Source organism: Paenibacillus sp. TAF43_2 (assembly GCF_052113545.1).
Lineage (GTDB): Bacteria > Bacillota > Bacilli > Paenibacillales > Paenibacillaceae > Pristimantibacillus.
In genome coordinates this window covers 1-12,636 of the sequence record NZ_JBFRDK010000035.1, presented here as the reverse complement: position 1 = coordinate 12,636, position 12,636 = coordinate 1, and the positions used below count along the sequence as shown (strand labels likewise).

At 46.9% G+C, this 12,636-nt stretch carries 11 protein-coding genes and 1 pseudogene; all 12 read left to right on the top strand.

Annotated elements, in window-relative coordinates; all coding sequences use genetic code 11:
• Positions 1–2 precede the first annotated feature (2 nt).
• The gene (addA, locus tag AB4Z17_RS10260) at positions 3–3,857 is read left to right on the top strand and encodes a helicase-exonuclease AddAB subunit AddA (RefSeq protein WP_441959639.1); all 3,855 of its coding nucleotides are present in this window, start codon (positions 3–5) and stop codon (positions 3,855–3,857) included.
• Between the two features lie 15 nt (positions 3,858–3,872).
• Positions 3,873–4,487: a hypothetical protein gene (locus tag AB4Z17_RS10255; RefSeq protein ID WP_441959637.1), complete on the top strand. Its 615-nt coding sequence runs from the start codon at positions 3,873–3,875 to the stop codon at positions 4,485–4,487.
• A gap of 127 nt (positions 4,488–4,614) precedes the next feature.
• Positions 4,615–4,962 (top strand): histidine triad nucleotide-binding protein, encoded by a 348-nt coding sequence (locus tag AB4Z17_RS10250; protein ID WP_076266885.1) that lies wholly within the window; start codon positions 4,615–4,617, stop codon positions 4,960–4,962.
• Positions 4,963–5,053: 91 nt separating this feature from the next.
• Positions 5,054–5,227, top strand: a complete 174-nt coding sequence (gene rpsU / locus AB4Z17_RS10245; protein WP_005547957.1) for a 30S ribosomal protein S21 — start codon at positions 5,054–5,056, stop codon at positions 5,225–5,227.
• Positions 5,228–5,242: 15 nt separating this feature from the next.
• Positions 5,243–5,686, top strand: a complete 444-nt coding sequence (locus AB4Z17_RS10240) for a GatB/YqeY domain-containing protein (protein WP_076266886.1) — start codon at positions 5,243–5,245, stop codon at positions 5,684–5,686.
• Positions 5,687–5,842: 156 nt separating this feature from the next.
• Positions 5,843–7,216 (top strand): NfeD family protein, encoded by a 1,374-nt coding sequence (locus tag AB4Z17_RS10235; RefSeq protein WP_441959662.1) that lies wholly within the window; start codon positions 5,843–5,845, stop codon positions 7,214–7,216.
• 33 nt (positions 7,217–7,249) lie between these two features.
• On the top strand, positions 7,250–8,239 hold the full coding sequence (gene floA / locus AB4Z17_RS10230; protein ID WP_076266888.1) for a flotillin-like protein FloA: 990 nt from the start codon (positions 7,250–7,252) through the stop codon (positions 8,237–8,239).
• A 70-nt stretch (positions 8,240–8,309) separates the two neighbouring features.
• Complete coding sequence (locus AB4Z17_RS10225; protein ID WP_441959635.1) at positions 8,310–8,804, top strand: hypothetical protein; 495 nt, start codon at positions 8,310–8,312, stop codon at positions 8,802–8,804.
• A gap of 149 nt (positions 8,805–8,953) precedes the next feature.
• A complete protein-coding gene (gene yqfC / locus AB4Z17_RS10220; protein WP_076266890.1) occupies positions 8,954–9,232 on the top strand; it encodes a sporulation protein YqfC in 279 nt (92 codons plus the stop codon).
• A 54-nt stretch (positions 9,233–9,286) separates the two neighbouring features.
• Entirely contained in the window at positions 9,287–10,480 is a 1,194-nt protein-coding gene (gene yqfD, locus AB4Z17_RS10215; RefSeq protein WP_441910443.1) for a sporulation protein YqfD, read from the top strand.
• A 6-nt stretch (positions 10,481–10,486) separates the two neighbouring features.
• Entirely contained in the window at positions 10,487–11,458 is a 972-nt protein-coding gene (locus tag AB4Z17_RS10210; protein ID WP_054026960.1) for a PhoH family protein, read from the top strand.
• Positions 11,459–11,475: 17 nt separating this feature from the next.
• Positions 11,476–12,636 (top strand): annotated as a pseudogene (locus tag AB4Z17_RS10205) (metal-dependent phosphohydrolase); the annotation flags it as partial.

Genomic DNA, 12,636 nt, shown 5'->3' with positions numbered 1-12,636 from the left:
GGATGATGCACACTGCAAAGGATTCGCCCAAGCCGGAAAATAGTACATGGACCGATGATCAATGGGATGCAATCGTTACAAGCGGCTCGAACATCCTTGTAGCTGCTGCAGCGGGTTCTGGTAAAACAGCCGTTCTCGTTGAGCGAATCATCCGTAAAATATCAGCGAACTCCGATGTTGACCGTCTGCTCGTTGCAACCTTTACGAAGGCGGCTGCAGCGGAAATGAAGGATAGGATTCGAAACGCTTTAGAGCTTGAATTGGAAAAGCAACCCGATTCGGAGCATTTGCGACGACAACTGGCTTTAATGAATAGAGCGTCGATTACGACACTACACTCGTTCTGTATGGACGTCATTAGGCGTTACTATCCGTTAATCGGGCTTGATCCTGGCTTTCGTATTGCAAACGAGACCGAAAGCGAGCTAATGCGCCTTGACGTTCTCGATCAGCTATTTGAGCAAAAGTATGAAGGGGCTGGCGACAACGGCGCTTTTCTAAGGCTTGCCGATCGTTATGGCGGTGAGCGCGGCGATGAGCCTTTGTATAGGCTGGTTCAACAATTGTTCGACTTTGCGCAAAGCCATCCATGGCCTGAATATTGGCTTAGGCAAACCGCGGATGCCTTTAATATCGCGGATGTCGCAGCGCTGCAAAACAGTACGTGGGTTGTCAGTTTAATAGGCGACATTGAGATGGCTTTAGAAGGAGCGAGCTCGCTGCTGCACCAAGCCTTAGAGCTAACACGACAACCTGCTGGCCCAGCACCTTATGCGGCTACCTTTGATGATGATTTGCAAATCATTAGAAGTCTCTCGGAACTGGTACATTCCATGCCCTGGGAATGTTGGATAGCGCCTTTTCAGTCCATCGAATTCGGCAAGCTGAAGGCGATGCGCGGCGATGAATATGACAAGTCCCTTCAGGAGCAGGCGAAGGAGCTGCGCGATCAAGCGAAGAAGCTGATCACTTCACTTTCTGATGAGTTATTTGGCAGAACTGCGGAGCAGTTTTTGGAAGAGCTTCAGGAGCTTGCTCCTCTGATGAAGGCATTATCCGAGCTTGTTATCGAATTTGGCCAAGGCTATGAAGCGGCTAAACGAGCGAAGGGAATGCTCGATTTTGGTGATTTGGAGCATTATTGCTTGCGTATTTTGCGTGATCCGTCTTCTACACCAGAGCAAATGCTGCCTTCGATTGCAGCGATTGAATTCCAGCAGCAATTCGATGAAATATTGCTTGATGAATATCAAGATACGAATATGGTGCAGGAAGCAATCGTTTCGTTAATTGAACGGCCAGGTGCTGGCAACCGGTTTATGGTTGGCGATGTTAAGCAAAGCATTTACGGCTTCCGCCTTGCTGAGCCGAAGCTGTTTTTGCAAAAATATAAATCGTATCTGTCTCGTCATGAGATGAACAAGCGATCGGAAATAGATGAGTCTGACGCTCTGCGCATCGATTTGGCGCGCAACTTTCGCAGTCGATCGGAAGTTGTTGATGGCGTGAATGCGGTTTTCCGCGCCATCATGCGCGAGACTGTAGCTGAAATGGATTACGATGAGCGAGCAGAACTCGTATGTGGCGCTACCTACCCAGATCCAGTGCCAGCCGATCGTTGTCAAGTTGAGTTTGCCGTATTGAATAAAGCGGATGCAGATGACGAAGAGACAGCTGATGCCGATAACTCAGAGTCATCAGAGGGACAGGGTGAGGGAGAGCAAGGAGAAAATGGAACGCTCCTCGAATCAGCTTCCGAGCTAAAGGCGGCGCAGTTGGAGGCGCGCTGGATCGCTCAGCAGCTGCAATCTCTTATCGACAGCGGATTCCAGGTTTATGATGGCAAACGGCGTGAGAATCGGCCTATGCAATGGCGGGATGTCGTTATCTTGTTAAGGGCGACCCAGCAGTGGGCGCCAATTATCATTGAGGAGCTTCAAGGAAGCAGTATTCCTGCGTATGCGGAGCTGAGCAGCGGCTATTTTGAAGCGACGGAAGTCGAGACGATGCTCTCCTTGTTAAGAGTTATCGATAATCCGTATCAGGATATTCCGCTTGCGGCTGCATTGCGATCGCCATTATTTGCATTAAACGGTGAGGAACTTGCAAGAATACGCATCCAATCTGCGAAATCAACGTATTATGATGCGGTTCTTCAAGCAGCAGGCGATTTGTTTATGGATGAGGACACGCGCAGGAAGCTTTCGCTTTTCTTGGACAGCTTGGATCGCTGGCGTGAGGAAGCAAGGCAGGRCTCGCTTGCTAATTTGCTATGGGAAATCTACCGCGAGACCGGGTATTACGATTTTGTAGGCGGCTTGCCGGGAGGGACGCAGCGTCAAGCGAATTTGCGTGCGCTGCATGACCGGGCTCGGCAGTATGAAGCGACCTCGTTCCGCGGTTTGTTTCGATTTCTAAGATTTATCGAACGTATGCGCGATAGCGGCGGTGACTTGGGTACTGCAAGAGCGCTCGGCGAACAAGAGGATGTCGTTCGCATCATGTCCATTCATAAGAGCAAGGGGCTTGAATTTCCGGTTGTATTCGTAGCAGGTCTAGGTAAGCTGTTCAATCAGCAGGATGTGCGAAGTGCCTTCTTGAAACACAAAGAGCTCGGTTTCGGACCTCGTTTTGTTGATCCTGCTCTTCGCATTAGTTATCCTACACTTCCTTATTTGGCTATCCGAAGAGCCATGCGTAAAGAAATGCTAGCAGAGGAAATGCGTATTTTGTATGTTGCGCTAACCCGGCCAAAGGAAAAAATGTTTCTCGTCGCGACTGTAGCGGATGCCGAAGCCAAGCTTAAGCGATGGCTTTCTTCCGTCGATGCTTCAGGTAAAATGTCTGATTTCCGGGTTGCTGCAGCACGCACATTTATCGATTGGCTAGGTCCGCTAGCGGCTAGGCAAATCAATGACAGTCAGCTGGCTGACTATAATGCTCCGAACTGGCATGCTGGTGTTGTTTCTGCTTCTATATTCGGCACTGAAGCCGCAGCAGCGTCAGAGACGGAGCTGCAGGACCAGGACAAGGAAGAACGGCTTCAAGCGGTTACTTCACTATCGCTTCTTGAGCATGTAGAAGCAGATGATGAGCTGCGTGAGCGGTTGGAATGGCATTATCCGCATCAAGAAGCGGCGGCACTCGCTGCCAAAACATCGGTTACGGAAATGAAGAGGTTATATTCGGAAGAGCAGGAGGATGCTGTTCCATTGGACGAGCTGAATCAGCATCAGGCGAATACACATCTTCAAGAAGCTGCAACTGCTCCAGAAGCATCGTATACGTTCCGACTGCGCCGTCCAGCCTTTATGGAGGAAAAGTCGCTTACAGCAGCTGAGAAGGGCTCTGTTAATCATTTGCTTATGCAGCTTGTCTCCCTCACTGAGGAAATAGATGAACCGTTGCTTAAACAAACGCTTGATCATATGATTGAACAGCGTTTATTAACGGTAAAGCAATCGGAGGCAATTGATTTGCCGAACGTAGCAGCTTTTTTCCGAAGCGAGCTTGGACAGCGGTTGTTAAACGCTGACTGGGTGCGAAGAGAGGTTCCGTTCAGCTGCATGTTCCCTGCTAAACGTGTTTATCCGAATTCAGATCTAGATGAGCCGATATTGATTCAAGGGGTAATAGATTGCTTGTTCGAGGATGCTGCTGGAGTCGTACTGCTCGATTATAAGACGGATCGCATTTATAAGGAGCAATGGGTGGAAGCAGCGGAGCGGCATCGTTTCCAGCTGGAGCTGTATGCCGAAGCAATCGAATCTGTTCTCGGGAGAAAAGTGGATGAGAGCCATGTCTTTTTCTTTGACGGGGGTCAATCCGTTCACCTTAAGAGAACAAACCAAATCTAAAAGGAGGCTGTGAAGTTGGAACCACAGCAAACGGGCAAACGCTCTATCGCGCTGCCGATAACTCTCGTTATTCTTGTATTCAGCTTAATCGGCAATGTTTTTTTGTACTCGCAATTTTTACAAAATAAACAAGAAAACAATTATGTAAAAGGCCAAAAAATATTTAAAGCAGCGATTGGTTCTAAAGATTATGTAGAAAAAATGCTTCCGCAGCTGGATGCTTTGCTTCAAAGTAAAACTTTAGACGAACGGTATGCCATTGCATTTCTTTCAGGTCAAGCAGCTGCGAGCGGCCATGCTTTGGTGGAATTTACTGCAGAAGCAGCAAGCGTGATCGCAGAGCCGGAAAAAATCAATAAAGAGCTTGCCTTGGCCTATGTAACTGATGTCGACAAAGGCTTGCAAACGATTGGTCACTATGATGGTGCTTTGAACGAAACCGATGCCGCGTACATTCAGGGATTAAAAAGCGCGTTTGAAACCATATCAGGTATATTGAGTGGTTTTAATACAAATATCGGGGAGAGCCGCATTGCAATTATTCGGTTGTCTAGCGGGCTTGAATGGGCTCGGCTTGTTGAACAGATGCAGGCTGTTATGAAGGAAAAATCAGCTGAGATTTCGAAGTAGCAGCTTGGATTCAGTCGCTTTTTTGGAAGGGCGCCTTCGAAGTTTTTGCGGGTTATCTTTAATGATTGGACTAGCGGCTAAAATTTCGGTATGATATGGTAAGGAAAGCGAATAGGGGGTGAAACCTATGGACTGTATTTTCTGTAAATTAATCGAGGGTGCAATACCGTCGAAGAAGGTATTTGAGAATGACAGAATTCTCGCATTCCACGATATACAGCCAGCTGCTCCTGTACATATTCTTATCATTCCTAAGAAGCATATCGCAACGATGAATGATGTTACCGATGAAGATGACGAGGTCATAGCCGAGATGTTCGCGGTAGCTCGTCAAATCGCAAAGGAACAAGGAATTGCGGAGTCAGGCTATCGACTGGTCAACAATGTTAATGCCGACGGAGGACAGCTTGTTTATCATCTGCATATCCATGTATTGGGGGGAACGAAACTTTCTTCTCGGGTTGTAGATATCTAAAGTTGACACTGCCTTTTGGTTTGACATATAATGAAATTTGATAAACCGTGTTATAGCTCTGGACGGTCTGTTTCGGAGGGAGGGAAAACTGGTGTCTGAAACTAAAGTTCGCAAAAACGAAACTATTGATGCTGCGCTTCGCCGCTTTAAACGTTCCATCGCTAAAGATGGTGTTCTAGCTGAGGTGAAAAAACGCAAGCATTATGAAAAGCCAAGTGTAAAGCGCAAGAAGAAGTCTGAGGCTGCGCGCAAGAGAAAGTTTTAGGAGGATCCTTCCATAATGAACCTGAGCGAAAGATTGACCGATGATATGAAGCAAGCCATGAAGAATCAGGACAAGTTTAAACTTTCCGTTATTCGTATGATGCGCGCGTCAGTGAAAAACTTGGAAATCGATCTCAAGCGTCCATTGGACGATAACGAAGTGCTTGATATATTGAGTCGCGAAATCAAACAACGTAAAGATTCCCTCCAAGAATTTAAAAAAGCCAGCCGCGATGATTTAGTAGCGGGTCTTGTGGTCGAAATTGAAATTATTAGTCAATACCTTCCCGAACAGCTGACTGAAGAAGAGATTCAAGAGATAGTAACGCAGACCATCCATGAACTCGGTGCTTCTTCCAAAGCCGATATGGGAAAAGTTATGAGTGCCCTTTTGCCTAAAACAAAAGGACGCGCTGACGGTAAACTAGTAAATCAGCTCGTTCAGCAACATCTCAACTAACTAAACATACGGACTCACAAAACACCCCTTAACGGGGGTGTTTTTTTGTACGTTTCAAGAGTAAATGGTATGATGTGGAGAAGGCTGCCTGAAACGTTTTCATTTGTCAAACGTAGTAGAAAGCAAACATGAAAAAAAGGAGGAACCTTCTTGCACATGAATCGATGGCGAAGAAGTATGTCCGCCACTCCAATCGCATTGATCGCAGCGGTGTTAATGGTGACGCTTGCAGCATTATTTGGTTCACCGGGGGAGAAAGCAAAGGCAGCAAATGAAGTTGGCCCAGCAGTGTATGTGATTCCCGTTAAACAAACGGTGGAATCGGGGCTTCAATCCTTTTTGGAGCGAGCCTTTAAAGAAGCTGAGGAAGCAAAAGCTGAGCATGTGATTCTCGTTATTAATACGCTTGGCGGGAAAGTCGTAAACGCAGAGGAAATTGGTCATCTTATAAGGGAGAGCGCCATTCCTACTACGGCTTTTGTAGAGGGGAAAGCCGTATCAGCAGGCACTTATATTGCTTTAAATGCTGATAATATCATCATGCAGCCGGGCAGTACGATTGGTGCAGCTGCTGTAGTGGATGGCTCAGGGACATTAGAGGATAATCCCAAAACGATTTCCTATTGGACCTCTGAAATGAGCGAGTCAGCAGGATTGCAGGGTCGCGATAAGAGTATCGCTGTCGCTATGGCGGATCCGAATGCAATGGTGGAGCTGAAAGACAAGCTTGGCAGAGATAAGCTGAAGGGAGAAATTCTTACCCTGTCAGCAAGTGAAGCTGAGAAAGTCGGATACTCTGAGCATACAGCAGCGAACGTTGATGAAGCAGTCAAATGGCTGGGCTTGGAAGGCAGAACACAAATTGAGGTTGTTCCGTCACTTGCGGAAAATGCAGCTAGATGGCTGCTCAATCCAATCGTTATGACGATTTTGCTCATACTTGGCATTGCAGGTATCGTTATTGAAATGATCATTCCAGGCTTTGGAGTACCGGGCGTTGTCGGAATATTATCGTTTGCCCTTTATTTCTTTGGCCACTATGTTGCAGGATTTGCCGGAATGGAGTCGGTCGTGCTGTTCGTAATTGGAATAGCCTTGCTCATAATCGAGGTGTTTGTACCAAGCTTTGGGATTTTGGGCTTGCTCGGCAGTGCTGCGTTGGTAGCAGGAGTCGTTACCGCTGCTTCAGACCCAATGACGGCTTTCATTTCGATCGTCATTGCGTTAGTTGTTGCCACCATTCTAATCGTTATTTTTATTAGAATGAACAAATCCAGAGGTATTTGGAACAAATTTATATTGCGCGAGAAGCTGACAACGGAGCAAGGTTTTGTTTCTGCGGATATAAAGGATTCACTGCTCGGATTGCAAGGGAAAACAATTACTCCGCTGAGACCGGCAGGAACAATTGTTATTAATGACAAGCGAATTGATGTCGTTACCTCTGGAGAGTTTATCGATACGAACCGAACGGTGACCGTCATTAAAGCGGAAGGTACTTGGGTCGTTGTCAAAGAAGTAACAAAATAGAGAAAACGAATATACAAATGGAGGTTGGAACAAATGGATCCTATCGTATCTTTTTTAATTTTGGCTGTCGTTGTTATTATCGTACTGTCCGTATTCTTAAGCTTTTTCCCGATTATGCTATGGGTATCTGCATTAGCATCGGGCGTTAGAGTTGGAATTATTACGCTCGTTGCCATGCGTCTTCGCCGCGTCGTACCAAGCAGAATCGTCAACCCGTTAATTAAGGCAACAAAAGCAGGGCTGGGACTTAACATAAACCAGCTTGAGAGTCACTTCTTGGCAGGCGGTAACGTCGATCGGGTTGTCAATGCGTTGATTGCAGCGCAACGTGCGAACATTCCACTTATATTCGAACGCGCGGCGGCTATCGATTTGGCTGGTCGTGATGTACTACAAGCCGTACAAATGAGCGTTAATCCGCGCGTCATTGAAACACCAATCGTAGCTGCGGTTGCGAAGGATGGTATTGAAGTGAAAGTAAAAGCTCGTGTTACGGTTCGTGCCAACATTGAACGCCTAGTCGGTGGTGCGGGTGAAGAAACAATTATTGCTCGTGTTGGTGAAGGGATTGTAACGACTGTAGGTTCTGCTGGCTCACATAAAGACGTTTTGGAAAACCCGGATATGATCTCTCGCACTGTGCTTGGCAAAGGGCTTGACGCAGGTACAGCGTTTGAAATATTGTCGATCGATATCGCGGACGTTGATGTAGGCAAAAACATTGGTGCACATCTTCAAACGGAACAAGCGGAAGCGGACAAAAAAATCGCTCAAGCAAAAGCCGAGGAGCGCCGTGCGATGGCCGTTGCTCACGAACAGGAAATGAAAGCAAAAGTCGTAGAGATGGAAGCGCGCGTAGTAGAGTCGGAATCACAAGTTCCACTTGCCATGGCTGAAGCGCTTAGAAGCGGGAAAATTGGCGTTATGGACTATATGAACTTGAAAAACATCGAAGCGGATACCCATATGCGCAGCTCTATCGGCAAGCAGGACAGTTCTACGGACATTAAAGACGGCCGATAAAGTCGATGGCCCAGTTATTTGGTTGGATCAAGTTGGATCAACGTAACTGAGCCTTGGAGGTGAAGGCAAGTTGAATATTATAGAATTTCTGATGAATAACATATTTATCGTAGTCGTTATACTGGGTGCGCTGGCTTCGGTATTCGGCAAATCCGGCGCGAGGAAGAAGCCTGGTCAAATGCCTGACTTTGGCGGCGGAGGGCTGCCGCGTTCATTGTTCCCGCAGTCCGGAGAACAGGAGCGAGAGGTAGAGCGACCGCAACCGCAACCGCCGCAGGCAGCTGGAGGAACGGCTTATCGCTCTGTAACTGAAGTTGAGCGTTCTTCTGATATGAATTCGACGCTTTATAGCAGAGAGAGCGCAGAAGCGCCGCAAACAGCTTCTCTGCAGCGCGCGCTTCAAAGAGCAGCAGCTAACAAAGAAACAACACAGGCTGCAGCACAGCGCAATTATGGAAGCCAGAGCATCAATGCAGCATCCATTCGATCCGATGATTTGCGGAAAGCAGTTATTTGGGCCGAAGTATTAGGACCGCCGCGCTCGAAAAAACCTTTTCGAAAATAAATTTAAACCGCCTAAGCGCTGCGCTTAGGCGGTTTTTTTATTTTGGAGCCATAATTATAGAGCGGTTCGCATATTTTGGTACAGTACATGAAAATCGCCATTCCTTTGCTTTACTTTTAGCAAACCTTGAAGGAGGCAAAGAATCGTACATGCGCCACATAAAAAAGAGATTTCGCAAAATGACAGCAGAGCTGCTTGATATGCCGCATGATGTCGTATTTGATTTGCCGCGATTAACAATGATTGGAGACTGCCAATTATATATCGAGAACCATCGTGGTGTTGTTCATTTCTCTAGTGAGCGATTGAGACTCGCGCTAAGCAAAGGCCAGTTGGAGGTTACGGGAAGCTCTCTAGTTATCCGCACCATTTGGACAGAAGAAGTGTTTATCGAGGGACAAATTACGAATATTCAATTGATTCCATGAAATAGATAAGGCGATTTTCTTTATCAATAGCTGAGGTAATGGAGGGGAATGGACGTGAGCGGACAAGGTGCAAATTGGTTAAAGGGTATGGTCACCATTCATATTCGGGGGGGACAACCTGAGCAGCTCGTCAACCGAGCGCTGGCTGGCGGCTTGCAGCTGTCTTCCATCAGATGGACAAGCAGCGGCTTGCTTGAATGTGAGCTGTCAATCAGTGATTTTTTTGGCCTTCGTCCGTATTTAAAAGAGACAGGCTGTCGTGTTCATGTAACGAAGCGAAAAGGCTTGCCTTTTCTGCTGGTAAAAGCAGAGCGCAGAAAGCTTTTTGCGGCTGGCATCGTGTTGTTTTTTGCGATTATCTTTATGCTCTCCTCGCTTGTTTGGAGCATCGAAGTGCAAGGCAATGTCAAGCTCACAGAGGATCAAGTACGGGCTGCAGCCAAAGAGGAAGGCTTATATCCTATGCAGTGGTCATTCCGTTTAACCGATGCTGATGTGCTGTCCAAGCAGCTTGTTCGCAAGCTTCCAGGCTCAACCTGGGTTGGCGTGGAAAAAAAGGGGACAAAGGTTATCATTCAAGTGGTTGAATCAACCATACCGGATAAGGCTTCCTTGAATACCCCTCGACATCTGGTCGCATCTGATGATGCTGTTGTTACGGAAATTATAGCGGAGGCGGGACGGCCCGTCGTTCGGAAAAATACGAAGGTGAAAAAAGACCAAATTTTGATCTCGGGAACGATTGGGGGAGAAATGAATTCACGCACTGTCGTTGCCAAGGGCAATGTTCGTGGGCTTGTTTGGTACGAATTTGAAATTTCTTCACCGCTTGTTCAACAGGTTAAGGTGTATACTGGAGATAAAGAGACGAAATGGTTTGCAGTCATCGGCTCAAGAGCTCTTCAGCTTAGCGGATACGGTGATTCTGCTTTCGGAAAATCCGAATCGATTAAGCATGAAGAGAAGGTATCCTGGCGCAATTGGTCGCTGCCAATTGGTAGAATGAAGGAGACCATAATGGAAACACGAATGGAAGACCGCACGCTTACTGAAGAAGAAGCGAAGAACGTCGGCATTCTGCAGGCTAAAGCCAAATTGCTGCTTAAAACAGGCAGCGACGCAGTCATCCGCGATGAAATTGTTTTGCATGAAAAGGCGGACAATGGTAAAGTTTATATGAAAGTTCTTTTTGAAGTCGAGCAATCTATCGTTAAGGAAATGCCACTAGTCCATATGCAGGGAGAATGAGGATTGTTGCAAATTGAAACGAAAGTAGTAAAGATACCGCTCGGCAACGCAGCGGAAGGACTTGGAGTATTCGGACCACAGGATAATTTTTTGCGTCTTATTCAAGCGCAAGTAGAGTCTTCGATTACATCGCGTGAAGCGGAAATTGTCATATCAGGTCCTGTAGAAGAGGTTGATTCGTTAGAACAACTATACAATGTGCTCTTACAGCTCGTTCGCGGGGGCTATAAGCCATCAGAGCGTGATGTTGCATATGCACTAGAGCTTGCCAGATCGATGCAGGCAGAAGAGCTGTTGGACTTGTTTAAGAAAGAAATTACAACTACCTTCCGTGGCAAGCCGATTCGGGTAAAGACGATCGGTCAACGCCATTATGTAAAGACGATACGCAAGAAGGATATCGTGTTTGGAATAGGCCCAGCCGGAACAGGTAAGACATATTTGGCCGTTGTGCTCGCTGTCGCTGCTTTGAAGGAAGGCTCGGTAAAAAGAATTGTTCTTACGAGACCTGCCGTAGAAGCGGGAGAAAATCTCGGCTTTTTGCCAGGCGATTTGCAGGAGAAGGTTGATCCTTATCTTCGTCCTTTGTATGATGCGCTGCATGATGTGCTTGGACCTGATCAGACGGTCAAAGCGCTCGAGCGCGGTATGATTGAAATTGCTCCGCTTGCTTATATGCGCGGCAGAACGCTTGATGATGCGTTTATTATTTTGGATGAAGCACAAAATACGACGCCTGAGCAAATGAAAATGTTTCTAACAAGACTAGGATTTAGTTCTAAAATGGTTATAACAGGAGACGTTACGCAAATCGATTTGCCGCGGGGCAAAAACTCCGGCTTAATTGAAGCTCAGCGGATTCTGAGAGACATAGAGGAAATTGGCATCATCCTTTTCTCAGAGCAGGACGTCGTTCGTCATTCGCTCGTTCAAAAGATTATTGTTGCCTACAACTGGGATGCTGAAAACAAAGCCTAGAAAGGGATGTCTGCTGCATGAACCAAAACCAGACCGGAAAACAAGGGAACTTGCGGCCGTCCAAAACGGCGGGTTGGAAGCAGAGTGCAGCCGTTCGCTGGGTGCTGATGTTGATGTTTGTGCTGCTATTCTATTTCAGCTTAGCTCCGCATCTCGTTCCTGAAACCTATGATATTCAGGAGGGCGCTGTAAGCGAGAAGGACATCAAAGCGCCCTTCCAAATTAAAGACGAGAAGGCCACTAGACAAGCGGAAGAGGATGCAGCCGAGAAAGTCGATGTCATCTATTCGATAGTACCGCTACGCAACGAGGTGCTGGTCGACCAAATCTTTGTTCGAATAGAGCAGCTGAATCAGGACGATCAAGTAACCTTGCAAAATAAGATTGATATTTATCGCAATGAAATTCCAGGCCGTTATTCGGAGTATATTGATACCTTTGTTAAGCTGAATAAAGGCCGTGGAACGTATAACAACACGCTGCTTGAGGAAATGGCGCTTATAGCAAAGGAGCAGCAATACACCATTCCGGAAGAAACCTTTTACAAGATGCCCAATCTAACAGCAGAAACGCTAACCGAGATGCGCGATGTAGCTCGGGATATTGTGCGTAAACTGACAGTAGAGCAGCTTCGTGATGCGGAAACCGCTCGAACACAGGTTGCGGAACTTGTTAATGCAAGCTCGCTATCAAGCCGGACAAGCAGAGAAATTGTGCAGGAGCTTGCGAGATTTGCCATCATGCCAAACAAGTTTCTGGATAAGGAAGCGACGGACGAGGCTAAAGTGCAGGCTAAGCAAAACACGCCGCCTGTCGTAATTAAAGAAGGTGAGCTGATCGTGAAGCGCGGTCAGACGATTACTCCTGAATTGTACAAGCTGCTCGTTGATTCTTCGCTGCTGCAGGATCGTAAGACTTATTGGCCGCAGTTCGGATTRCTAATCATGTCTGTGATGTTTATCGTCGTCATTTACGCGTATTTGCATCAGTCTGGAAGTATCAATGGGATTAAGCCCAAATATAACAACTCTTCTCTTTTGATGTTGTGGCTCATCTTTCTGATCAATATTATTACGATGGAGATTACTTCGTTGACGCAGACGGATGCTGCCCCTTATGCGGGTTATTTGGCTCCTGCTGCTCTCGGGACGATGCTGATTACATTGCTGCTAGATATG